We start from the raw sequence: 22947 nt of genomic DNA on the forward strand, positions 1-22947 counted from the left end.
CTGTATCGCCCAGATCATGGTTGGACGAAAAGGTGAGGGCGCGATGATGGCCGAGCGGTTCGAAACGGTGTTGAAGGGTGGCACGGTCGTCAATCAGGACGGCGAGGGCCTGCGCGATATCGGCATCAACGACGGCCGCATCGCCCATATCGGAAGCATTTCGGCGGAGGCCGCAGGCGAGGTCGTCGACTGCACCGGGCTGCATATCCTGCCGGGCGTCATCGACAGCCAGGTGCATTTCCGCGAGCCGGGCCCCACCCATAAGGAAGATCTGGAGACGGGGTCGCGGGCGGCCGTGCTGGGCGGCGTCACGACCGTTTTCGAGATGCCCAACACCGATCCGCTGACCACGAGCGAGGCGGCCCTGGCCGACAAGGTGGCGCGCGGGCATCATCGCATGCATTGCGACTTCGCCTTCTGGGTCGGCGGCACGCGCGAAAACGCCGGCGACGTCGCCGAACTGGAGCGGCTGCCCGGCGCAGCCGGCATCAAGGTGTTCATGGGCTCTTCGACAGGCTCGCTCCTTGTGGAAGACGATGACGGCGTGCGGGATATCCTGCGCAATACGCGCCGCCGCGCGGCCTTCCACTCGGAAGACGAGTATCGCCTGCGCGAGCGCCTGGCCGAGCGCATCGAGGGCGACCCGTCATCGCACCCCGTCTGGCGCGATGAAGTCGCTGCCATGGAGTGCACGCGGCGGCTTGTCCGGATCGCCCGCGAAACCGGTGCGCGCATCCACGTCCTTCATATCTCGACGGCCGAGGAAATCCTTTTTCTGGCGGAGCATAAGGAGCATGCGACCTGCGAGGCGACGCCCCATCACCTGACCATGTCCGACGCGGATTATGCCCGCCTCGGCACCCTGCTGCAGATGAACCCGCCTGTCCGCTCCGAAGCGCATCGCCGCGGCATCTGGCATGGCATTGCGCAAGGCATCGTCGACGTGCTCGGTTCCGACCATGCGCCGCACACGCTGGAAGAAAAGGCCAAGCCCTACCCGGCATCGCCCTCCGGCATGACCGGCGTGCAGACGCTGGTGCCCATCATGCTGGATCACGTGGCAAAGGGGCGGCTGAGCCTGGCCCGCTTCGTGGACCTGACATCGGCCGGACCGCAGCGCATTTTCGGGCTGGCGGGCAAGGGGCGGATCGCCGTCGGCTATGATGCCGATTTCACCGTCGCCGACCTCAAGCGGCGCGAGACGATCCGCAATTCGTGGATCGGTTCGCGGGCGCAGTGGACACCGTATGACGGCGTCGAGGTGACCGGCTGGCCGGTCGGCACCATCGTTCGCGGCAAGCGCGTGATGTGGGAGGGCGAGTTGGCCACGCCGTCGCGGGGCGAGGTCGCCCGCTTCGCAGAGGCGTTGCAGGCCTGACGGGCGTCGCGCCTCAGTCCGTTTCGTCAGTCCGCCATCAGGAAGAATTCGAGCCGCCCCTCGGGCGAGATGCCGACACGGTAGAAATCATAAGCGCCGTTTTCGAGCATGCGCTGGTAGTCGCCGGCCGTGACCAGTTCGAACAGCTCGACAAGCTTCGGCTTGTCGAGCGTCTCCAGCGGAACCTGCGTGAAGTAGGGCCAGACGTAGATTTCGCTGTCGCGTCCGGCATCGACGCGCACATGTCCGCTTTCCAGCACTTCCAACAGGATCGCCATCAGCTCGACGCCGTCGCCGTCGCCTGAATTGGCCTTCAGGAATTCGACCGGGTCGCCGTCCAGCGGAAAGACCGACAGGGCCGTGCCGTCTTCGCCCGGCTCCAGATAGGGGCGCAACTTTTCGATGTCGCCGCTGCGTGCAGCATCCAGGAGCCGTTCCCGCAGGTCGCGGACGGGCTTTGGTAGTTCGTCGTCGCCGTAGAAGACGGGAAGGGGGGCGGAATCGTCGCCGGCCAAAGGCAGCGCATCGGGGGCGCCGGACACGTCGTCGTCGGCGGCCGGCCTGCCTGGCGGCGCGTCCTGATCGCGGATGGAGCCGTCCGGCGTATGGGCCGGCCCGCCCGGCGGCGCGGGCGGCATGTCGGATGGTTCGTCGAAATCGCGCCGGGAGGGCTCGACGATCGTTGGTCGCGCGTCGTCCAGCGGCGGCAGGGGCACAGTCACGATGCCGTCCCGGCGCTGGAATATGCCTTCCTCGGGCTGGATCTGCGAAAAGGCTGCCGCGGGGGCCGAGATGGCGGACATCATCGGCAGCGCCCCGGTTGCTACAAGCAGCGCGAGGGCGAAAGACTTATTGAAGATTGCGTTCACCGCGGAACTCGCCGTGCTCGATCCGGGTGCGCAATGTGTCCATCAGCTCCAGCACTTCGGTTTCCCCATGACGGCGGACAAGCTCCGTCAGGGCCGTGGAGATGGCTGTCTCGGCAAGGATCTCGGCTTCGATTCCGTCCGACATGCCGTCGGCCCAGGCTTCGTTATGGTACTCGAAGGCGACCTGCTTCTTTTCGGCGGCCACCGCTTCGTCCAGTTCGGCCCCATGCAGATCGATCATGTACCAAACCCCTTGCGTTTCGATGCGAACACCCCGTTTAAGCCTCTTTGCTTTTGGAAGGAAAGGGCCCGAAGGACACAAGCTGCCATTAATGTTAAGCTTTTCGGCGTAGCGGCCACCATCGCGCTCATGTGCCGTAGCGCGTTGCGATCTCGGTGGAAAGCTTTGCACCTTCTTTCAGGTAGCGGTCGACGGCCAGTTCCGCCGAGGGCGTACACCGCCGGTAGGTGGACTCGAAAGCGCGATAACCGCCGTTGAAATGGGCGACGAGAATCCGCCGCTCGCTGTCGCTTGGCTTCTGCGTGTCCAGGAGGGCGTTCATGCGCTCGCGCCAGCTCTCGGCGTCGTCCGCGCCACACAGGCTGCGCAGGTAGTGGACGGAACCGAGGATCGTCGACAGCCGCTCCAGCGGCTTCATGTAGGCGGCCGGCGCGGCCGGCACTGCCGGCATCGGTGCAGCCTCCTGCGCCTCGCCCGGACCCGCCAGGGCAAGTACGACGAAGATGGCGGGAAGGGCGTCGCGCAGGCTTTGCATCATGGGTGAAGAATGGCCCCTACAGCCCGCCGCTGGCAAGCGTGCCGCCGGACACAGGCAGTCTTTGTTGTGCCATGGTTACGATCTCGATGAGACCCGGTGTCGTGTCCTCGCTCTCGGCCAGCCGGGCCAGGGCAAAACGATCCACCAATTCGGTGGCGGCTGCGTCGCCGCCTGCCTGCGCCGACCGGTCGACCGGTCCGAAGAACACCGCGATCTCGAAACTCCGGACTCCTTCGCCCGCCTCGATCCTGCACAGGAAGGTGAGCGGGCCTGCTTCGATTCCCGTTTCCTCCAGCACCTCGCGGTGGACCGCCTCGGCCAGGCTCTCGCCCGGCTCGACGCGCCCACCCGGCAGGCTCCAGCGTCCGGCATAGGGTGCGTTGCGTCGCTTCACCAGCAAAACGCGGCCTTGCGGATCGAAGAGACAGGCGGATACGGCAAGCCGCGGCGTCATGCATGATCCTTTCACGATTGGGTCGGTCGCTTGACGGATCGCCATTCGGCCGCCATCTGCCACATATGTGCGGACGCTTTTGCCTGACCCATGAGCCCGAAGATGTGAGCCAACGGTTCGACGTCGCGCTGCCGGACGAGTTTCCGGCGCGATACAATATCGCGCCAACCCAACCCGTCCTGGTCGTCATCGGCGGCAGCGAGCACAGGCCCGAAGCCTGGCAGGCCGGCCGGCAGGCGCTGCTGGCGCGCTGGGGCCTGATCCCGGCCTGGACGCGCGACATCGCCTCCATGCCGCTTCTGTTCAACGCACGCTCCGAGACGGCCGCCGTCCGAAACGCCTTTCGACCGGCATTGACGCACCGGCGGTGCATCGTGCCGGCAAGCGGCTTTTACGAGTGGCACAAGCAGGCGACCCGAAAGGCGATTCCCTATTTCATCCGGCCGGCCGACGGGCAGCCTTTCGGCTTCGCCGCCATCATGGAAACCTATCTTGCCCCCGATGGCAGCGAGATCGACACCGTCGCCATCTTGACGCGGGCGGCTGCGGGGCCGCTGGCCGATATCCACCCGCGCGAGCCCGTGACGCTGAAGCGCAATGCCGAGCAGCTCTGGCTGGATTGCCGCCATGTCGCGCCGGATGCGCTGCAACGCATATTCGACGATGTCGAGGGTGCGGATTGGCAGATCGACGCGGTTTCGGATCGCGTCAACTCGGCGGCGGACATGTCGCCGGATATCCAGCGGCCGCGCCCTGCGCCGGAGCCGCCCGCGCAGGGGCGGCTTGCATTCTGACGCGCGAAGCTCAGTCGACGGCTTCGACCAGATGTCCGGCGTGCGGTGCCGGCTGAACGCCTGCCGAAACGCGGCCCATCCGCGAACCTGCGGCAGCCACCGCCGCGATCCCGATTCCCCGGTACTTCTGCACCAGCTTTACTTCGCTCTCGCGCTCGCGCCTGGAGCGGAATGGGTCATGGGTCTGGTTCTGCGTCTTCATCGTTGGTCTCGTTATCTGTTCGTCCCGGCCTTCGTTAAACTGAACAATTGCGACCGGATAACGGCGAGTATCTCAGTAATATTGCGCGTTACAGCTAACAAAAAGTAAAAGGGCTGTAACGAAGCGTGAACGTCGAATCCTGCGGCCATCGCTGCAAGAAACACGCTTTCGTGTTGCTGCGGGCCAGGGGCGCCCGGGCCCGCCACCTCCGAATTGTCATTGCGGAGAAATCCGGTTAGCAATCGCCGCCTGTCATGACGGGGTATGATGCATCATGGACGACGGGTTTCGCGGGCTTTCGCTGACCAATACGCTGACGCGCCGCAAGGAAGAGTTCCGTCCGCTGGACTGGGCGGATACCGGCCGTGCGGCCGATGCGAAGCAAGTGCGCATGTATGTCTGCGGGCCGACCGTCTACGATTTCGCCCATATCGGCAATGCGCGCCCCGTTATCGTCTTCGATACGCTGTACCGCCTGCTGCGCCACCTCTATGGCGAGGCGCATGTGCGCTATGTCCGCAACATCACCGACGTCGACGACAAGATCAACGCGCGTGCGGCGAGCGAGCATCCGGACCTGCAGTTGAATGAAGCCATCGCCCGGGTGACGGCGGGCACGACGCGGCAGTTTCATGCCGACATCGCCGCGCTCGGGGCGCTGCCGCCGGATGTGGAGCCGCGTGCGACCGACCACATCGACGCCATGAAGACCATGATCGAAACCCTGGTCGACAAGGGCAACGCCTATGTGGCCGACGGTCACGTGCTGTTCCATACGCCGTCCATGCCCGATTACGGAGCCTTGTCCGGCCGCAGCCTGGACGAGATGATCGCCGGCGCGCGGGTGGAGGTCGCGTCATACAAGAAAGACCCGACCGACTTCGTTTTGTGGAAGCCCTCCACCATGGAAGAGCCGGGATGGTCGTCGCCGGCGGGGATCGACGGTCGCGGGCGGCCGGGATGGCATATCGAATGCTCTGCCATGAGCGAGGTGCACCTCGGCCCGGTCTTCGACATCCATGGCGGTGGCCTGGACCTGATCTTTCCGCACCATGAAAACGAGATCGCCCAGTCCTGCTGCGCGCACGGCACCGACCGGATGGCGCAGGTCTGGCTGCACAACGGCTTCGTGCAGGTCGAGGGGCGCAAGATGTCCAAGTCGGAGGGCAATTTCGTCACCATCAACGACATTCTGGCAACCACCAGGATCGGGGGCCGTTCGTGGCCGGGCGAGGTCGTGCGGCTGGCGCTCCTGAAGACGCATTACCGCGAGCCCCTCGACTTCACCCAGGCCCGCCTGGAAGAGGCCCTGCGCGAACTGGATCGATGGGAGCGGATGGCCCGTGCGGCGGGCCTGTCGGCCACCCCAGAGGATGCCGCGCCCGACACGCTCTTCCTGGATGCGTTGAAGGACGATCTGGCCCTGTCGGCGGCCTTTGCGCGGGTGCATGAGTTGTTCGACGGCGGAGAGGCCGCTGCGGCGCTTGCCAGCCTGCGCCTGATCGGTATCGAGCCGCTGCGCGCCGACGCTCTCGACGCCGCATCCCTTGAACGGATCGCCGAGCGTCTCGATCTGTTGAAGCGCAAGGAATTTACGGCAGCCGATGCCATCCGCGATGCGCTTGCCGCCGAAGGCATACTCCTCAAGGATGGGCGCGACGCTGCAACGGGCGAGCGGACCACCAGTTGGGAAAGACGCAGATGAAGGACGGAGCGACACTGCTGTTTCCCGCGATCGAGCCATACCGGCAGGGGCGGCTGGATGTCGGCGGCGGCCACCAGCTTTACTGGGAGCTTTGCGGAAACCCGGACGGCATACCGGTGGTTTTCCTGCATGGCGGGCCGGGCAGCGGGTGCGGCCCCGTGCATCGCAGGCTCTTCGATCCCGGCCGCTACCGTATCCTGCTGTTCGACCAGCGGGGCTGTGGCCGCTCGACACCGCTGGGCCGGCTGGAAGACAACACCACGCACGATCTTGTCGCCGACATCGAGCGGCTGCGCCTGCTGACGGGCGCGGAGCGCTGGCTCGTCTTCGGCGGCTCGTGGGGCGCGACGCTTGCCCTGGCCTATGCGCAGGCGCATCCGCAGAATGTGTCGGGCCTGATCCTGCGCGGCGTGTTCACCGGCCGTCGCAGCGAGCTGGACTGGTTCTACCGCGAAGGCGCAAGCCGGCTCTTCCCCGACGCCTGGGAACGCTTCGTGGCGCCGCTGGATATGGAAGAGCGCGACGACCCCATCGAGGCCTATCGCCGCCTGCTGACATCCGACGATCGCACCGTGCGTGCGCGGGCCGCCCGTAGCTGGACGGATTGGGAAGCCAGAACCGTTTCCATGCGCTCCATGCCGCAGCCTTCGAGCCTCGACGGTCAGGCGGGCGAGGCAACCATCGCCTTCGCCCGGATCGAGAACCACTTCTTCGTCCACCGACTGTGGCTGGAAGAGGGGCAGCTCATTGCCAATGCCGGGGCCCTTGCCGACATACCCGGCACGATCGTGCAGGGCCGTTACGATGTGGTGACGCCGCCGGTGACGGCATGGGATCTGCACAAGGCCTGGCCGCGATCCATATTGCGGATCGTGGAGGATGCCGGTCATGCCTTCTCCGAACCCGGCACGCTGTCGAGCCTGGTCGAGGCGACGAACACTTTTGCCGCCGGGCAGGGGGAGCAGGGATGACGCTGGACAACAGGCCGGTGATGAAGGGCGGGTGCCAATGCGGCGCGGTCCGTTTCACGCTGGAAGGCGCGCTTGGCGATGCGTCCATCTGCCATTGCCGCATGTGCCAGAAGGCATTCGGCAATCTTTTCGCGCCTCTTGTTTCCGTCGGGTCGGCGCGCCTGCAATGGACCAAGGCCGGACCCACCCGCTTCCAGTCGTCCAGCCACGTCATGCGTGGCTTCTGCCCGAATTGCGGAACACCGCTGACCTACGAGGCGCCGGACGGTGTCGCCCTTGCCATCGGCGCCTTCGACGACCCGTCGGCGCTGCGGCCCGTGGTTCAGTACGGCACGGAAGGAAAGCTGCCCTATACGGACGACCTGCCGAAGCTTCCCGGCCGCCCGACGGCCGACGATCATGACAGCCTTGGCTGGCTGGCGGAGTTGAGGTCCTTCCAGCATCCCGATCACGACTGACAGCGGGCTTTATCCATCATCGGGCCTGATCGCAGCCATGACGAGAATGCTTGATGGCGCGCCCGGCATAAGTGGTAGAGCTGCCATCCTGAACGATAGGAAGGCGGCAGCCCGATGGAACAGAGAAGCCCGGCTCCGAAAGTGGTGGAGGCGGAATCAAGTCGTGGATACGCTGCCGCGATCAGTGCCTATCTGATCTGGGGCCTGGTGGTTCCGCTCTACTTCAAATCCCTCTCGCATGTTCCGACTGCCGAGATCGTCGCCCATCGCATCGCATGGGCGGTCCCCTTCGTCGCGATCCTTTTGGCCTGGCGCGGGCGCCTTGCGGGCATGCGCGCGTTTCTGACGCCCACCTATCTTGGCCTTGCCGCGCTGACGGCATCCATCATCACGCTCAACTGGGGTACGTATGTCTATGCCGTCATCAATGGACAGGCGGTAGAGGCGGCACTCGGCTATTACATCAACCCGCTGGTCAGCATTCTGCTGGGGGCGGCATTTCTGGGAGAGCGCCCCACGCGCCTGCAATGCGTCGCTATCGCGCTTGCGGCGATCGGCGTGCTGGTGATGACGGTGATGGCCGGTGGCCTGCCCATCGTATCGCTGATCCTGGCCCTGTCCTTCGGCAGCTATGGCCTGCTGCGCAAGCTCATCCCCATCGGCGCGGCGGAGGGCTTCTTTCTGGAAGTGCTGATCCTGCTGTTGCCGGCGCTTGCCGTCTGCATCTGGCTGATCGCCCATGGCGAAGCACGCTTCGGCGCCAGCACCGGCGAAACGCTGCTGCTGATCGGCTCCGGCCCGATCACGGCAATTCCGCTGATCCTGTTCGCCGCCGGCGCCCGCATGCTGAAACTGTCCACCATCGGCATCCTGCAATACATGGTGCCGACGCTGCTGGTCCTGACGGCGGTCTACCTGTTCGGCGAACCCTTCGGGCTTTGGAGGCTCGTTGCCTTCGCCTTCATATGGGTGGCGCTGGCCATCTATACCTGGTCGCTCATTGCCGATGGCCGGCGTCGCCGGCGATCGCGCAAGGCCGACGCCGTGCCGGGCTGCTGAAGCCTCACAGGCGTTCGATGATTTCCTCGCGGCCGGTGTCCGACGTTGTCGCGGCGGCGGCTTCGATGGACGGGAGGATGTCTTCCACGCGGTCGATGACCAGCGGGCGCACCTGATGCGCCGTGTGGATGAAGCCTTCCGCGGTCATATGGTCGAGCAGGGAGGCCAGCGGACGCCAGAAATCGCCGATATTGGCAATGACGATCGGCTTGCGGTGACGGCCGAGCTGGCCCCAGGTCATGATCTCGACAAGCTCTTCCAGCGTGCCGATGCCGCCGGGCAGGGCAACGAAGGCGTCCGAGCGCTCGAACATCTTGTGCTTGCGCTCGTGCATGTCCTCGGTGACGATCAGCTCGTCCAGGCGCTTCAATTCGCGCTCCGTCGCTTCCATGTCGATCAGGAATCGCGGGATGATGCCCGTCACCTGTCCGCCCGCACGGATGACGCCATCCGACACCGCGCCCATGATGCCGCGCGTGCCGCCGCCATAGACGAGGCGGATGCCGGATCGTCCCATGGCCTCGCCGAGGGCGTATGCTGCTTCGAGATAGTGAGGGGCGTTACCTGCGGAAGAGCCGCAATAGACGCACAGGGAGCGAATCTTTGTCATATCGGCAGAGTCCGCCGCAGCGGGGCTGCAAGTCAAGCGTGGTTTTGCAGTGCGGCATAATGCTTTTAGCTGCGCGCTTCGATGGCCTCGGCCACCTCGTCCGTCATCCTGAGGCTACGGACGATCAATGGCACGGCAAGAGCGATCACGCTGCGTTCCAGGCCGCGGGCGCGCTGCGCTTCGCGGATCTCGTCCTTGATGGCTGCAAGAACAGGTATGAAACGCAGTGTCAGGGATATCGCAAGGGCAACCTTGGCGGGTGGAATGATCCGCGAAAACGGGACAAGGCCGCGCTCGATCGCTGCCGTGATGTCCATGCTGCGCGTCGTCAGGGTAACGAGGTTCGCCGCCAGCACCACCACCGTCAGCCGCAGCAGCGGAACGAAGGCCGATCGCCAGTCACCCAGCACGGCGTGTGTCAGCCCGATCAGCAGCAGGATGGGAAGAAGCCCGCGAAACTGCCGCCAGATCGTGCGTGGCCCCAGGCCGGCCACCCCATAGGCCGCAAGGACCGCGCACAGGCCGGCCGTCGCACTGAGCCAGCCGCCGGCGAGGAACAGCAGCGTGCTGCCAAGCGCCAGAACCGCCAGCTTGGGGCCGGCTTCCATCCGGTGGATGGGGCTGTCTCCGGCCATGTACAGGCCCGCGATCATGCCTGCATGTCCCGATACGCTGCCACGACCGCATCCGGCCGGCCGTCATGCACGACGACGCCTTTGTCGAAGCAGATGACCCGGTCGAAACCGGACAGAAGGGAAAGATCGTGGGTCGCCATCACCACCTGCGCCGGAACCTCGTCCAGCGCCCGCATCAGCATTCGCGTGTTGCGCAGGTCGAGCAGGGTGGTGGGTTCGTCCAGAACCAGGATTCGGGGGCGCAGCACAAGCACGCCGGCCAGCGCGACAAGCTGGCGCTGGCCGCCCGACAACTCGTGCACCAGCCGATCCTCGAAGCCGGCAAGCCCGCGCTCCGCCAGGGCGGCGGCGATGCGCGGCTGCATCTCCGCCTTCGCGATGCCCCGGTTTTTCAGGCCGAAGGCAAGATCCTCGCCGACGGTGGGGTAGACGATCTGGTTATCCGGGTTCTGGAAGACGAAACCGACCTCGCGCCGGATGGCCTTTGCGTCTTCGCGCGTGTCGCGGTCGAAAACACGGACATGGCCTGACGTCGGCAGAAGCAGCCCGTTGATCAGCCGGCACAGGCTGCTCTTGCCCGAGCCGTTGGCACCGACGATGCCGATACGCCGTTGCGTCAACTGCAGGCCGACATGCGACAGGACGGTTGCCCCGCCGCGCGTCAGCGTTACGTCGTTAAAGACGATCAATGGCTTGCGGCGACACGGCCCCGGATCAGCGGGTAGGACCGTTTCACCATCACCACGACGGCTGCGGCGATGCCCGCCTTGATGAGATCGCCGGGGATGAACGCCAGAACCGATGTCGTGAACGCGGACACAAGGTCCATCCCGGAGGCCGCCGCATACCACGGCACGCCGACCGCGTAGACGATGCCGATGCCGCCCGCCACGGAGATGAGAAAGGAAGAAACGAAGTTGAGCCTGCTCCAGGCGCGTTCGGTAAGCCAGCCCGCCACGATGGCGGCGGCGAGCCAGCCGTAGATGAAGCCCGACCACGGGCCCATGAGGTAGCCGAGGCCGCCGCGCCCGCCGGACAGGAGGGGCAGGCCGGCGGCGACCAGCAGGATGAACAGCAGCATCGTCAATCCGCCCTTGCGGGCGCCGAGCACACCGCCCATCAGCATCGGGCCCATGGATTGCGCGGTGATGGGGATGCCGATCAACGGCACGGTCAGCGGCGGAAACAGCCCAAGGACGGCCATGATGGCCGCAAACAGGGCAATCTGAACGATGTCACGCGTTTCCATTCGGATGATGCTCCCCTTGGTAGCGGATGTCTGGCCGTGATCTTGCATAGGCGGCGTTCTGTCGCCAGTGACCGCTGATTGACCGCGAAGTCAAATCGCGGTGCGCAGGGCCTCTTCCATGTAGATGCGGCGCAAGGCCCGGGTTACGGGCCCCGGCTTGCCGTCGCCGATGGTGACGCCGTCGATTTCCGTGACGGGCATGACGAAGGCGCCGGCCGAGGTGATGAACGCTTCCGCCGCGTTTCGCGCCTCGTCGGTAGAGAAGGGGCGCTCCTCAACCGTCAGGCCCTGTTCCGCGGCAAGGCGCAGCAGGCTGGCCCGCGTCGTGCCATGCAGGATGGAGTTGGACAGCGCCCGCGTGACGATGTGCCCGTCAGTGCCGATGATGAAGGCATTGTTGGATGTGCCCTCGGTGACCATGCCGTCCTCGACCAGCCAGGCATCGTCCTTGCCTTGCCGCCGGGCTTCCATCTTGGCCATGGACGGCCACAGGAGCTGCACCGTCTTGATATCGCGCCGTCCCCATCTGAGGTCGGGCACGAAGGCCACCTTCAACCCGGTCTCGATCTCGGGCGATTTCGCCTCGTTCCAGCTTTGGGTGAAGACGACCAGCGTCGGCGGCGTGGTCTCGGGCGGAAAGACGAAGTCGCGGTCGGCGACCCCGCGCGAAACCATCATGTAGACGCCGCCTTCGTTGAGGGCGTTTCGGCGCAGAAGCTCGCGATGGATCTCCAGCAGTTGCTGGTCGTCCGCCGGCGAGGGCAGGGAAAGCTCGGCAAGCGAGCGGCGCAGGCGGCGCATATGCCCGGCAAAATCGATCAGCCGTCCATCGAGCACGCTGGTCACTTCATAGACCGCGTCGGCGAAAAGAAAGCCGCGATCGAAAACGGAGACACGGGCTTCGTCCTCGGGCACATAGGTACCGTTGGTGTAAACGATGCGACTCATGATGAACCCTTGAGCTTGCCTTCGGCTCGTCAGGCTATAAACGATGAAGCCGCATCACGGGAGGCGCTGTTGGCATATTATCTCGGGCTCGATCTCGGTACCTCGTCGCTCAAGGCCCTGTTGATCGACGAGCGGCAGACGGCGGTTGCCACCGCGCACGCGCCGCTGTCGGTACAGCGGCCGCATTATGGCTGGTCGGAGCAGGATCCAGCGAGCTGGATAGAGGCGGCGCGCGGGGCAATCGTCGAGCTGGCCCGTCAGGCGCCGCAAGCCATGGCGCAGGTGAGGGGCATCGGCCTGTCCGGCCAGATGCATGGCGCCACGCTGCTGGACGCCGACCATGCGGTTCTGCGGCCCTGCATCCTGTGGAACGACAGTCGGGCTCACGAGGAGGCGCAGGCCCTCGACGACGACGAGTCGCGCGCCATCACCGGCAATATCGTATTTCCCGGCTTTACCGCCCCCAAGCTGGTCTGGGTGGCGCGCCACGAACCGCAGCTGCGCGAGCGCCTGTCGCATGTCCTTCTGCCCAAGGACTATCTGCGCCTGTGGCTGACGGGCGAATTGCTGTCCGACCTGTCGGATTCGGCCGGAACGTCATGGCTCGATACCGGCGCGCGGCGCTGGTCTGCCCGCATGCTGGAAAAGACCGGCCTCGACGAGACCGCGATGCCGGGCCTTGTGGAGGGCACCGAGGTGGCTGGCCGGCTGCGGGATGAGCTGGCGCACGAACTGGGGCTGCCGGCCGGCATCGTGGTTGCCGGCGGCGCGGGTGACAACGCTGCATCCGCATGCGGTGTCGGCGTGACCCAGTCGGGAACGGGCTTCGTATCGCTGGGCACGTCCGGCGTGCTGTTCACGCCTTCGCGCGGCTACGAGCCGGCACCGGAAACCGCGCTTCACACCTTTTGCCATGCCATTCCGGGCCTGTGGCACCATATGGGCGTGACGCTTTCGGCGGCCGGCTCGCTGGAGTGGCTGGCGGGTGTCGTGGGTCAAACCCCTCAGACCCTGGCCGGCGAAATCGAGCAGGCGCCGGACGAGGCTTCGCGCCTTCTGTTCCTGCCTTATCTGGCAGGAGAACGCACACCCCACAACGACGCGGTCGTCAGGGGCGCCTTCGTCGGCCTCTCGGCCGAGACGACACGGCTGGACATGACGCGGTCGGTGATGGAGGGCGTGGCCTTTTCGATGCGCGCCTGCCAGGAAGCCGGAGGTGGGGCCAAGGGCGACGGACCGTTGATCGCCGTCGGCGCAGGGTCCCGCTCGGCTGCGTGGCTGCAGATCCTGGCGGATGTGCTGGGGCGGGATATCGTCCTGCCTGCGTCGGGTGATTTCGGTGCGGCCTTCGGCGCTGCGCGTCTTGGGCTGTGTGCGGCCGAAGGCGCTTCGCCGGATGACGTCATGACGATGCCGCCGGTTGCAAGCCGCTTCTCCCCGCGCGAGGGGCCGGCAAGTTCCTTCGAGGCGGCCTATCGCCGATACCGGCTTGCCTACCCGATCATACGCAGTCTGATGGTCTGAAACGAAAGAACCGGGGCGGCAAGGCCGCCCCGGTCCGGATAGGTCAGCGATAACGTCCGCTTACTGTGCGGACGCGGTCTCGACGTAGTCGTATGCGCCGTTCTTCCACTCGTAGACGACATAGCCGGGCAGCGTGACGTCGCCCTTGTCGTCGAACTTCAGGTCGCCGATGACGGTGGAGAAGTCACCCGAGTCCAGTGCCTCGACGACGGGCTCGTAGTCCGTAGAGCCGGCGGCCTTGACGGCATCGGCCCAGGCCTGGATCGCCGCATAGGTGTAGAGCGCGTAGCCTTCGGCAGACTTGCCTTCGGCTTCGATTTCCTTGACGACCGGCTCGGCGATCGGGTTCTTGCGCGGATCCGGCGAGAAGGTCATCAGGGTGCCTTCGCCGGCGTCGCCGGTGATCGCCCAGTACTCGTCGGTCACGATGGCGTCGCCGGACATGATCACGGCGGTGACGCCCTGTTCCTTCATCTGGCGGGCGATCAGGCCGGCTTCGGTGTGATAGCCGCCGATGTAGACGAGGCCGATGTCAGCCTGCTTCATCTTCGAAACCAGCGCGGTGTAGTCCTTTTCGCCGGCCGTGTAGGCTTCAACCAGCGAAGGCTTCTTGCCGGCCGCCTCGAGGGCCGCCTGCGTCTCGTCGGCCAGGCCCTTGCCGTAGGCCGACTTGTCGTTGAGGATCGCGACGTTCTTGTCGCCGAAATGCTCGGCGATATAGGCGCCGGCGACTTCGCCCTGCTGGTCGTCGCGGCCGCAGACGCGGTAGATGCCGTCAGCCGGACGCTTGTCGGTGAAATCCGGGTTGGTCGAGGCGGGCGAAATCATCACGATTCCTTCCTCGGCGTAGACCTGGCTGGCCGGGATGGACGAGCCCGAGCAGAAGTGACCGGCCACGAAGACGACGCCTTCCGACGCGTACTGGTTGGCAACCGCCACCGCCTGCTTCGGATCGCAGGCGTCGTCGCCGATCGACAGCGTCAGCTGCTCGCCGTTGATGCCGCCGGCCGCGTTGATATCCTTTACGGCCTGCTCGGCGCCGACGCGAAGCTGCTGGCCGAACGTGGCGTACTGACCCGTCATCGGACCGGCAACACCGATCGTGATGTCGGCGAGAGCCGCGCCGGACAGAACGAGATTGAGGGCCACACCGGCCAAAAGTGCTTTCTTCATCATGACCTTCCCATGTTGTTGACGATCCACCCCGGCAGGCTCTCTGAATGCTGGTGCCGCGCGGTGCCCTTGCTGGATTAAAGACCAGTCCAGGGGATTATGAAATGGGAAAGACGCCGCCGGAAGATTAATTCTTGTGCGGCGTCAATCCGTGCCCAGTTCAAGCTTGCTGGTCGAGGAAGCGGTACTGGCGGGCCATCTGCGACGAGCGGGTACGCCAGCGACCTGTGGCGGCGAGCAGGAACAGAACGACGTAGTCGATCGCCGCATAGTGCAGCGCGATCGGCAGCGTTTCGAACGGAAGGAAGAACGTTCCGTGGAACAGGCTGAAGTGGATGAAGCGGACGGCGATCGTCAGCAACAGGACATAGAAGGCCATGAGCCCCCACCCGCTCCAGGTGAGGGCGGTAGACCGGCCGATCATGTAGGCCATGCCGCCGCCGATGATCGCGGTCACCAGCAGGAATTCGAAAAGGGTGACTTCCCAGAGAAGCGTCATTTCCGGCTGCATCAGTGCCTCCCGCCTTCGAGATAGGCGCTGCGGATTTCTTCACGCGCCAGGAGTTCGCGTCCGGTGCCGGACATCGTTATCGAACCGTTGACCATCACGTAGCCGCGATGCGCCAGGCGCAGGGCATGGAAGGCGTTTTGCTCGACCAGGAAAACGGTCAGGCCCTCGTCTCGATTCAACTGGCGGATCGCTTCGAAAATCTGCTTCACGATGATCGGCGCCAGACCCAGCGACGGTTCGTCCAGAAGCAGAAGCTTGGGACGGCTCATCAGGGCGCGGGCGATGGCAAGCATCTGCTGCTCGCCGCCCGACAAAGTTCCGGCCCGCTGCTCGATACGCTCCTTCAACCTCGGGAAGAGGGTGAAGATGCGTTGCAGATCCTCGTCGAAGTGATCCTGCCCGATCAGGGTGGTGCCCATCTGCAGGTTTTCCATCACCGTCATGCGGCCGAAGATGCGGCGGCCTTCCGGAGACTGGGCAATCTGACGCTTCATGATGTCGTGCGTCGGCAGATGGGTGATGTCTTCGCCGCGATAGACGATCTGCCCGGAACGGGCGCGCGGGTTGCCGCACACCGTCATCATGAGGGTGGATTTGCCGGCGCCATTGGCGCCGATAAGCGTGACGATCTCGCCCTCGTGGACGTCCACGTCGACGCCCCGGAGCGCCTGGATCTTGCCGTAGAACGTCTCGACCCCGCGAATGGACAGAAGCGGCGCTGCGGCCGCCGCGGCGTTGGGATTGACGGCGCTCATCGGGCGGTTCCCTGGTCTAGGTTGGCTTCTGCGATGGCCGCGTCGACGTCGCCCTGCTCGAGCTTCTCTTCCACCGCCTCGACCTCTTCGTCGTCGACGCCCAGATAGGCGGCGATGACGTTGGGGTCGTTGCGGACGCTGTCGGGAGTGCCGTCCGAGATTTTCTTGCCGTAGTCCAGAACCACGATGTGATCCGAAATCTCCATGACGACGCCCATGTCATGCTCGATCAGCAGGATGGACACGCCGTCATCGTCGCGGATCGAGCGCAGCAGGTCGTTGAGCTCGGCGGATTCGCGGGGGTTGAGGCCGGCCGCGGGCTCGTCGAGGCACAGGAGCGCCGGCTTCGTGCACATGGCGCGGGCGATCTCCAGCCGGCGCTGGTCGCCGTAGGAAAGATCGGCGGCCGGGTCGTCGGCACGGTCCAGGAGGGCCGTCCGTTTCAACCAGTCGACCGCAAGGTCCTGCGCCTCTTCCCGCGCACGGCGATAGGAGGGCAGGCCGACCAGCCCGGCGAAGGTGAAGCCCGAAGCCACCATCAGCCGGTTGTGCTGGGCGACGAGCAGGTTTTCGAAAACCGTCATGCCGCCGAACAGCCGGATGTTCTGGAAGGTGCGGGCAACGCCGGCGGTGTGGGTGATCCGGAAGTCGGCCATCCGCTCGAGCAGGAAAAGCTCGCCGCCTTCCGCCTTCATGGTCTGGCGGCCGCTGCGCGTCAGTTCCTCGACTGCGCGGGCGGGTATGCCGCGCCCACGCCGCAGGGTGATGCGCCCCTCGGTCGGCTTGTAGAAACCGGTGACGCAGTTGAACACGGTCGTCTTGCCGGCGCCGTTGGGACCGATGAGCGCGGTGATGTCGCCGCGCCCGACTTCGAAGGACAGGTCATCGATGGCCATGAGGCCACCGAAGCGCATCGTCAGATGCTCGACCGTCAGGACGGGGTCTGCCGTCCAACGCTGGCTGGATGCCATTCTTGTATGTTCCGTATTGGCGATCATGGTCAGTGCCCTTCGCCCTGGGCCACCATGTCGGCGCCGATCTTTTTCTTTTCCTTGTAGACCGCCGATGGCGACCGTGACGACACCAGGCCGCGCGGCTTCCAGACCATGATACCAACCATGGCGACGCCGAAGATCAGCATGCGATACTCGGTCGGGTCGAAATTGGCGCCGAACACGGCCTGCAGAACCGTCAGGTTACGCAGGAGTTCGATGCCGCCGATCATGACGATCGAGGCGATCACCACGCCGATCTGCGAGCCCAGCCCACCCAGAACCACGATGGCGAGGATGATCGCCGATTCCAGGAAGGTGAAGCTTTCCGGCGAGATGAAGCCCTGCCGGGTGGCGAAGAACGAGCCGGCGAAGCCGCCGAACATCGCGCCGGTGGCGAAGGCCGTCAGCTTGACGTTGGTGGTGTTGATGCCCAGCGCGCGGCAGGCGATCTCGTCCTCGCGCAGCGCTTCCCAGGCCCGGCCGATGGGCAGCTTGCGCAACCGCATGGTGACGAAGTTCGTCAGGAGGGCGAGAGCCAGGATGATATAATAGAGGTAGATGAAGCGATGGAGCGTCGAAGGCTCCAGCCCGAAATAGTCCGCGAAGGAGCCTTCGCCCCGCCCGAACTCCAGCCCGAAGAATGTCGGACGCGGAATGCCCAGAAGGCCGTTCGGACCGCCGGTGAACTCGCCCCAGTTCAACAGAACGACGCGGATGATTTCGCCGAAGGCAAGGGTTACGATGGCAAGGTAGTCGCCCCGCAGGCGCAGCACCGGAAAGCCCAGCATCACGCCCCACATGGCGGCGAAAAGGCCGGCCATCGGCAGGCAGACCCAGAAGCCCAGGTCGAAGTTGATGGCGAGCAGCGCGAACGAATAGGCGCCGACCGCATAGAAGGCGACATAGCCGAGGTCGAGAAGACCGGCCAGGCCGACCACGATGTTGAGGCCCCATCCAAGCATCACATAGGTGACGATCAGGATGGCCAGGTCGATCATGTAGCGTTCGCGCCCCGGCAGTACGTAGCCGATGACGAAGGGGAACGTCAGGGCCAGCAGGAACAGCACCGCCGCCAGCACCTTGCCGAAGCGGCTTCCGACGCCCGATAGCGCCTTGCCGCCGCCGAAACGCTCCTTGAGGGGCTTTTCGGCCTGGAAGAGGGTCAGGCTGAGGATGAACCGGATGGCGAAGGCAAGGCCGATGCCGATCAGCCACATGTCCCAGCGATACGACAGGACGAGCCCGCCGGGCGCGATATCCGTGCGCAGCAGCAGGAAGAACACGCCGAGGCCCGCCACGACGGCGGCCGTGATGACCGATTCCTTCAATGCCGTCGCGATCTTGCTGCGCTTGACGGGCTGGGTTGAAAAGGGCGGCTCGCCGCGCATTGCGGCGGCGCGCTGCTCGTTGGTGATCTCAGCCGCTTCCGGGCTGACGTCGACGGGTGTGGTACGGGACATGACGGTCAGACCTTCTCGACGGCGGGGCGGCCAAGCAGGCCCGAGGGCAGGAAGATCAGCACGATCGCCAGGATGGAGAAGGCGGCGACGTCCTTGTACTCGACGGAGAAGTAACCCGACCAGAATGTCTCTATCAGGCCGATCAGCAAGCCGCCCAGCATTGCGCCGGGAAGCGACCCGATACCGCCGAGAACCGCTGCCGTGAACGCCTTAACGCCGGCCAGGAAGCCGATGTAGAAATCGATGACGCCGTAATAGAGCAGGTACATCAGGCCGGCGACCGAGGCGAGCGCCGCGCCCATGATGAAGGTGAGCGAGATCGTACGGTCTACGTTGACGCCGAGCAGCGAGGCCATCTTGGCATCCTGCTCGCAGGCGCGCTGCTGGCGGCCCAGCGAGGTGCGGGAGATGATGAGCGAGAAGACCGTCATCAGCACCAGCGTCAGCACGATGATGGTGATCTGCATGTAGGAGATCTGCACGCCCGGCATGAGCTGGATGCTGCCCTGGATCTGCGGCGGCAGCGGCTTGACGCGCGCGCCCTGCGTCACCTGGACGAAGTTCTGCAGAAAGATCGACATGCCGATGGCGGTGATGAGCGGCGCCAGGCGGAACGAGCCGCGTAGCGGACGATAGGCGATGCGTTCGATGGTCCAGCCCCAGAGCGAGGTGAACAACATCGCCACGATGACGATCAGCAGCAGGATGAGCGGCAGGAACGTCAGCCCGAAAGATATGAGGATGAGAAATGTCGTAAGCGCGATGAATGAGCCGATCATGAACACTTCGCCGTGGGCGAAATTGATCATGCCGATAATACCGTACACCATCGTGTATCCGATGGCGATCAAACCGTAGATCGACCCGAGGGTGATCCCGTTGATCAATTGTTGCAGGAAGTATTCCATATTGTTGTTAGTCCCCCTCGGGCGCATCGCGCCCGCTTCCCGGTTGGCTACAGCATCCCATCCGCCTCAAAAAAAGGCACGATTGAAGTAGCATCATTTTTTATGGGGATGATCAACTGGATTTATGGACTTTGCAATATCATCTAAAGTTTAAAATAGGCTGCGTTGAAAATTGAGTTGAAAACTCCAATTTTATAGTCCGGTATGGTTTAGCGGCCTTTCATTAAGATTGGAATTGTTCTAACAGTGTGGAGCGACCCTTACGCCGCCCCGCTTTCGGAGGAAACCGATGCGCCTCACGCGTCAGACGAACTATGCGATCCGGATGCTGATGTACTGCGCCGCCAACCCTGGAAAGTTGAGCCGGGTGGGTGAAATCGCCGCGGCATACTCCGTCTCCGAGCTCTTCCTGTTCAAGATCCTTCAGCCGCTGGTGGTGGCCGGCTTCGTCGAGACGATTCGCGGCCGTAATGGCGGCATACGTCTGGCGCGCCCCGCATCGGAAATCTCGCTCAAGGCCGTGGTCGTGGTGACCGAAGAAAGCTTTTCGCTTGCCGAATGCTTCGAGACCGGCGCTGTCGATTGTCCGCTGGTGGATAGCTGCGCGCTCAACTCCGCGCTCCGCGAGGCGTTGAACGCCTTTCTCGGGGCGCTCGACAAGCACTCGATCGAGACGCTGGTGGGCGACAAGGGCGCCATCCGCCACCGCCTCGGCATCACCGATCTTCCGCCTGCCGTGCGGCGGACAAACGCGGCCGCTCTGGCCGGTTGAAGCCGGTGCCCGAAGGACGGTCGTAAAACTTCTACCAAAGGTGGATGCAGCCCTTAACCCGAAGTGGTCGAGGGCTTCTTGATGCCACAATGCCGCGAATGCGAAACTTCGTCCGGTTCCGAGGCCTTCCGGCCATCGGCCTTTCCGGAGATGTGATCGTGGACCGCTGCCAGATCCTGGGCGTCACCATCGCGAACGAAACGATCGAGGCCGCCTTCCAGCGGATCGCCGCCCTGATCGACGGTGAGGGCCCACGCTCGCTCTATTTCGTCAACGCGCACACGCTCAACAATGCCTGCGAGGACTCGGCCTACCGGGCGATTCTCAACCGCGCCGATGTCGTCTACGGTGATGGCACCGGCGTTCGCTGGGCCGCGCGTGGTCGCGGCGTGACGCTTCTGGACAACGTCAACGGCACCGATCTCGTCCCGATGCTGCTTAGCCGCGGCAGCGGCATACGATGCTACCTCGTGGGCAGTGCGCCCGAGCGCATCGAGACCATTCGTGCCAACGCGCAGACCATGTTTCCCGGGGTCGACTTCGTCGGCGCGCATCACGGCTATATCGACGCGGCCGCCAGTGAGGCCGTCCTGGCCGACATCCGCCGTTGCGGAGCCAATCTCGTGCTGGTGGGCATGGGCAACCCGTTGCAGGAAAAGTGGATCGACAGGCACCGCGCGGCCCTTCCGTCGGCCTTGACGGTGGCGGTCGGGGGGCTGTTCGAATATTGGGGCGGCGGCTTGGTCCGTGCACCGCGCTGGATGCGCAGCTCCGGCATCGAATGGGTGCATCTGATGCTCCGGCAGCCCTGGAAGGCGCGCCGCTATCTGATCGGCAACCCGGTTTTTATGTATCGCATGTTCCGGACCGCAGCGGCAGAGCGGCGCGTCGGAGCCGTCTTCGAGAGGGGCGCCTCATGCCAGGCCACAGCATTGCAACCAGCCGATGGATCGCCAAAAAGGGCGCCCGAGGCCTCGTCGGTGGACTTGGCCGCGTCGTGCCTTCCCGGCGAGTCGCCGGAGTTGAAATCCGCGTCCTGACCTATCATCGCTTCGGCGAGGACCATCATTCGCCCTTCACGGTCTCGGCTGCCCAGTTCGACCGCGAGATGGGGTATCTGGCCAGCACCGGCAAAGCCGTTTCGCTGGCCGATGTCGAAGCATTCGTTGCCGGAAGGAAAGCCTTGCCCGACGGCTCGGTTCTCGTGACGTTCGACGATGGCGATCCGTCGGTACGCACCGTGGCCATGCCGATCCTGCAGAAGCATCGAGTGCCGTCGGTGGCCTATATCCTTGCCGGCCGCCCGTCCGGCTTCGAGCTGATGAGCTTCGACGAAGTGCGTCAGGTGCAGGATGGCGGCATCACCATTGGCTCGCATTCGATTTCGCACCGCTCGCTCGGCGGGCTGCCTCGCCACGAGGCGCTGGCCGAACTGAAGGATTCGCGTCGGCGCCTGGAAGACGAGATGGGCCGCGAGATCCGCTCCTTCGCCTATCCGTTCGGCACCAGAAACGACATGACGCCCGACGTCATCGCCTGCGCCGAGGAGGCGGGTTACACCTTGGCATTCTCCAGCCTGCACGGGCCGGTGGTGGCCGGAGCCACGCGACGCGAGGCGCTGACGCTGCCGCGCGTGAAGGTGGAGTCCGGCGATCCGGCCTGGCTGTTTCCCGCTTTGTGTGCGGGCGCAATGGACCGCTGGCGCATCGTCGACAATCGCCTGTCGGGCATGCAGAAGCCCGCCGAGTCGCAGGTCGTCACCTCGGCCGCCGCCTGACAAGCCGCGTCAGGCGAAGACCGCCCTTTCATCGTTGACGAGATCGCGGATGCCGTCGGCCACATGGCGGACGGCGGCGGGGTTGGCGGTGCTCTGGTGCGTCACCAGCCAATAGGTTCGGGCGATCGCGATCTCCGGCAGCAGCCGCTGCAGATCGGCCCTGCCGCGCGCCATGAAATGGTGCAGGATGCCGATGCCGCCGCCGGCCGCGACGGCCTCGACCTGGCCGACGGCGGATGAAATCTCGTAATCGGCCTGCCAGCGCAGGCCGGCATCCTCGGCATAGTGCAGCGACCGGCTGTAGACGAGGTCGTCGACATGGCCGATCAGCCGATGCCGCGCCAGTGCCTCGGCATCCTTCGGTTCTCCGTGGGAAGCCAGATAGCCCCGCGCGGCGTAGAGGCCGAGGCCATAGGTGACGAGCTTTCGGGACACCAGCCGCCCCTGGTCGGGCTTTTCCACCGTGATCGCCAGATCGGCTTCGCGCCGCGATAGGGAAAAGGCACGCGCCACCGGCACGAGTTGCAGGGTCAGGCGCGGCTGTCCATCCAGCAGCCGCCACAGCCGCGGCGCCAGGAAGGCCGTGCCGAACCCGTCCGGCGCGCCGATACGCACCGTCCCCGTCAATTGGCCGCCGGCGCTGCGTGCGCTGGCCTCGGCAGCCAGCAACTCGGCCTCGACGCGCTCCGCGCGCGGCAGCAGAGCGGTGCCGGCAGCCGTCAACTCGCAGCCGCCGGACCGGCGCAGGAAGAGACGTTCTCCGAGCGTCAGCTCAAGACGGTCGAGACGCCGCGCAACGGTTGCGTGGTTGAGGGCAAGCCGGCGCGCCGCACCCAGGATCTGCCCGTCGCGGGCAATGGCGAGAAATATCTTCAGGTCGTCCCAGTCCATGGCGGTCGACTATAGTTTCCGCACAACGGTTCTGCGAGTGGTGACATTGAAATAAAGTCACAAGCCGATA

At 64.9% G+C, this 22947-nt stretch carries 27 protein-coding genes; 10 read left to right on the top strand and 17 right to left on the bottom strand.

Annotated features, from left to right (window positions below; genetic code table 11):
- Positions 1-46: 46 nt before the first annotated feature.
- The gene (locus AUL31_RS02165) at positions 47-1378 is read left to right on the top strand and encodes a dihydroorotase (protein ID WP_060600941.1); all 1332 of its coding nucleotides are present in this window, start codon (positions 47-49) and stop codon (positions 1376-1378) included.
- 26 nt (positions 1379-1404) lie between these two features.
- On the opposite strand, the gene AUL31_RS20190 is transcribed toward AUL31_RS02165, so the two are convergent.
- From AUL31_RS20190 to AUL31_RS20770, 4 genes are all read right to left on the bottom strand, one after another.
- The gene (locus AUL31_RS20190) at positions 1405-2247 is read right to left on the bottom strand and encodes a hypothetical protein (RefSeq protein WP_073468971.1); all 843 of its coding nucleotides are present in this window, start codon (positions 2245-2247) and stop codon (positions 1405-1407) included.
- On the bottom strand, positions 2228-2488 hold the full coding sequence (locus AUL31_RS02175) for a hypothetical protein (protein WP_039192281.1): 261 nt from the start codon (positions 2486-2488) through the stop codon (positions 2228-2230). The genes AUL31_RS20190 and AUL31_RS02175 overlap by 20 nt, the downstream gene beginning before the upstream one ends.
- A 127-nt stretch (positions 2489-2615) precedes the next feature.
- Entirely contained in the window at positions 2616-3026 is a 411-nt protein-coding gene (locus tag AUL31_RS02180; protein WP_073468973.1) for a TIGR02301 family protein, read from the bottom strand.
- Between the two features lie 16 nt (positions 3027-3042).
- Positions 3043-3480: an NUDIX hydrolase gene (locus tag AUL31_RS20770; protein ID WP_060600635.1), complete on the bottom strand. Its 438-nt coding sequence runs from the start codon at positions 3478-3480 to the stop codon at positions 3043-3045.
- A gap of 65 nt (positions 3481-3545) precedes the next feature.
- On the opposite strand from AUL31_RS20770, the gene AUL31_RS02190 reads away from it, so the two are divergent.
- Positions 3546-4274 (top strand): SOS response-associated peptidase, encoded by a 729-nt coding sequence (locus AUL31_RS02190; protein ID WP_060600946.1) that lies wholly within the window; start codon positions 3546-3548, stop codon positions 4272-4274.
- Positions 4275-4284: 10 nt separating this feature from the next.
- On the opposite strand, the gene AUL31_RS02195 is transcribed toward AUL31_RS02190, so the two are convergent.
- Positions 4285-4476, bottom strand: a complete 192-nt coding sequence (locus tag AUL31_RS02195) for a hypothetical protein (protein WP_060600638.1) — start codon at positions 4474-4476, stop codon at positions 4285-4287.
- A gap of 274 nt (positions 4477-4750) precedes the next feature.
- Between AUL31_RS02195 and cysS the strand changes: the two genes are divergently transcribed.
- The 4 genes from cysS to rarD all read left to right on the top strand — a co-directional run bounded on the left by cysS (position 4751) and on the right by rarD (position 8669).
- Positions 4751-6181 carry a cysteine--tRNA ligase gene (cysS, locus tag AUL31_RS02200; protein ID WP_060600641.1) on the top strand — a complete coding sequence of 477 codons (1431 nt, stop codon included), beginning with the start codon at positions 4751-4753 and terminating at the stop codon, positions 6179-6181.
- A complete protein-coding gene (pip, locus tag AUL31_RS02205; RefSeq protein ID WP_200801659.1) occupies positions 6178-7152 on the top strand; it encodes a prolyl aminopeptidase in 975 nt (324 codons plus the stop codon). Before cysS ends, pip begins: the two co-directional genes overlap by 4 nt.
- Positions 7149-7610: a GFA family protein gene (locus AUL31_RS02210; protein WP_060600644.1), complete on the top strand. Its 462-nt coding sequence runs from the start codon at positions 7149-7151 to the stop codon at positions 7608-7610. The genes pip and AUL31_RS02210 overlap by 4 nt, the downstream gene beginning before the upstream one ends.
- 114 nt (positions 7611-7724) lie before the next feature.
- Positions 7725-8669: an EamA family transporter RarD gene (rarD, locus tag AUL31_RS02215; RefSeq protein WP_060600647.1), complete on the top strand. Its 945-nt coding sequence runs from the start codon at positions 7725-7727 to the stop codon at positions 8667-8669.
- 4 nt (positions 8670-8673) lie between these two features.
- On the opposite strand, the gene AUL31_RS02220 is transcribed toward rarD, so the two are convergent.
- The 5 genes from AUL31_RS02220 to AUL31_RS02240 form a co-directional block, all read right to left on the bottom strand.
- Positions 8674-9279: an LOG family protein gene (locus AUL31_RS02220; RefSeq protein ID WP_073468974.1), complete on the bottom strand. Its 606-nt coding sequence runs from the start codon at positions 9277-9279 to the stop codon at positions 8674-8676.
- A gap of 65 nt (positions 9280-9344) precedes the next feature.
- On the bottom strand, positions 9345-9932 hold the full coding sequence (locus AUL31_RS02225) for an energy-coupling factor transporter transmembrane component T family protein (RefSeq protein WP_060600653.1): 588 nt from the start codon (positions 9930-9932) through the stop codon (positions 9345-9347).
- Entirely contained in the window at positions 9929-10603 is a 675-nt protein-coding gene (locus AUL31_RS02230; RefSeq protein ID WP_060600656.1) for an energy-coupling factor ABC transporter ATP-binding protein, read from the bottom strand. Before AUL31_RS02230 ends, AUL31_RS02225 begins: the two co-directional genes overlap by 4 nt.
- Positions 10600-11163, bottom strand: coding sequence for a biotin transporter BioY (locus tag AUL31_RS02235; protein ID WP_060600660.1), 564 nt, complete (start codon positions 11161-11163; stop codon positions 10600-10602). The genes AUL31_RS02230 and AUL31_RS02235 overlap by 4 nt, the downstream gene beginning before the upstream one ends.
- 90 nt (positions 11164-11253) lie before the next feature.
- On the bottom strand, positions 11254-12111 hold the full coding sequence (locus tag AUL31_RS02240; protein WP_060600663.1) for a D-amino-acid transaminase: 858 nt from the start codon (positions 12109-12111) through the stop codon (positions 11254-11256).
- A 69-nt stretch (positions 12112-12180) separates the two neighbouring features.
- Here AUL31_RS02240 and xylB point away from each other — a divergent pair, with 69 nt between their 5' ends.
- Positions 12181-13635 carry a xylulokinase gene (gene xylB / locus AUL31_RS02245; RefSeq protein WP_060600666.1) on the top strand — a complete coding sequence of 485 codons (1455 nt, stop codon included), beginning with the start codon at positions 12181-12183 and terminating at the stop codon, positions 13633-13635.
- Positions 13636-13695: 60 nt separating this feature from the next.
- On the opposite strand, the gene AUL31_RS02250 is transcribed toward xylB, so the two are convergent.
- From AUL31_RS02250 to AUL31_RS02275, 6 genes are all read right to left on the bottom strand, one after another.
- Positions 13696-14808, bottom strand: a complete 1113-nt coding sequence (locus AUL31_RS02250) for a branched-chain amino acid ABC transporter substrate-binding protein (protein WP_060600952.1) — start codon at positions 14806-14808, stop codon at positions 13696-13698.
- A 160-nt stretch (positions 14809-14968) separates the two neighbouring features.
- Positions 14969-15319, bottom strand: a complete 351-nt coding sequence (locus AUL31_RS02255; RefSeq protein WP_060600669.1) for a DUF6867 family protein — start codon at positions 15317-15319, stop codon at positions 14969-14971.
- Positions 15319-16074, bottom strand: a complete 756-nt coding sequence (locus AUL31_RS02260; RefSeq protein WP_060600672.1) for an ABC transporter ATP-binding protein — start codon at positions 16072-16074, stop codon at positions 15319-15321. Before AUL31_RS02260 ends, AUL31_RS02255 begins: the two co-directional genes overlap by 1 nt.
- Positions 16071-17045, bottom strand: coding sequence for an ABC transporter ATP-binding protein (locus AUL31_RS02265; RefSeq protein WP_060600955.1), 975 nt, complete (start codon positions 17043-17045; stop codon positions 16071-16073). Before AUL31_RS02265 ends, AUL31_RS02260 begins: the two co-directional genes overlap by 4 nt.
- A gap of 29 nt (positions 17046-17074) precedes the next feature.
- The gene (livM, locus tag AUL31_RS02270; RefSeq protein WP_082646742.1) at positions 17075-18529 is read right to left on the bottom strand and encodes a high-affinity branched-chain amino acid ABC transporter permease LivM; all 1455 of its coding nucleotides are present in this window, start codon (positions 18527-18529) and stop codon (positions 17075-17077) included.
- 5 nt (positions 18530-18534) lie between these two features.
- Complete coding sequence (locus AUL31_RS02275; protein WP_060600675.1) at positions 18535-19437, bottom strand: ABC transporter permease subunit; 903 nt, start codon at positions 19435-19437, stop codon at positions 18535-18537.
- Between the two features lie 289 nt (positions 19438-19726).
- Between AUL31_RS02275 and rirA the strand changes: the two genes are divergently transcribed.
- The 3 genes from rirA (at position 19727) to AUL31_RS02290 (ending at position 21986) form a co-directional block, all read left to right on the top strand.
- Positions 19727-20209, top strand: a complete 483-nt coding sequence (gene rirA / locus AUL31_RS02280) for an iron-responsive transcriptional regulator RirA (protein ID WP_060600680.1) — start codon at positions 19727-19729, stop codon at positions 20207-20209.
- Positions 20210-20367: 158 nt separating this feature from the next.
- The gene (locus tag AUL31_RS02285; RefSeq protein WP_159439780.1) at positions 20368-21249 is read left to right on the top strand and encodes a WecB/TagA/CpsF family glycosyltransferase; all 882 of its coding nucleotides are present in this window, start codon (positions 20368-20370) and stop codon (positions 21247-21249) included.
- On the top strand, positions 21207-21986 hold the full coding sequence (locus AUL31_RS02290; RefSeq protein WP_159439781.1) for a polysaccharide deacetylase family protein: 780 nt from the start codon (positions 21207-21209) through the stop codon (positions 21984-21986). Before AUL31_RS02285 ends, AUL31_RS02290 begins: the two co-directional genes overlap by 43 nt.
- A gap of 9 nt (positions 21987-21995) precedes the next feature.
- Here the strand turns inward: AUL31_RS02290 and AUL31_RS02295 are convergent, their stop codons facing one another.
- Complete coding sequence (locus AUL31_RS02295) at positions 21996-22877, bottom strand: LysR family transcriptional regulator (protein WP_060600689.1); 882 nt, start codon at positions 22875-22877, stop codon at positions 21996-21998.
- Between the last annotated feature and the right edge of the window lie 70 nt (positions 22878-22947).

The organism is Aureimonas altamirensis (assembly GCF_001463885.1).
In the GTDB taxonomy this organism is placed as follows: domain Bacteria; phylum Pseudomonadota; class Alphaproteobacteria; order Rhizobiales; family Rhizobiaceae; genus Aureimonas; species Aureimonas altamirensis.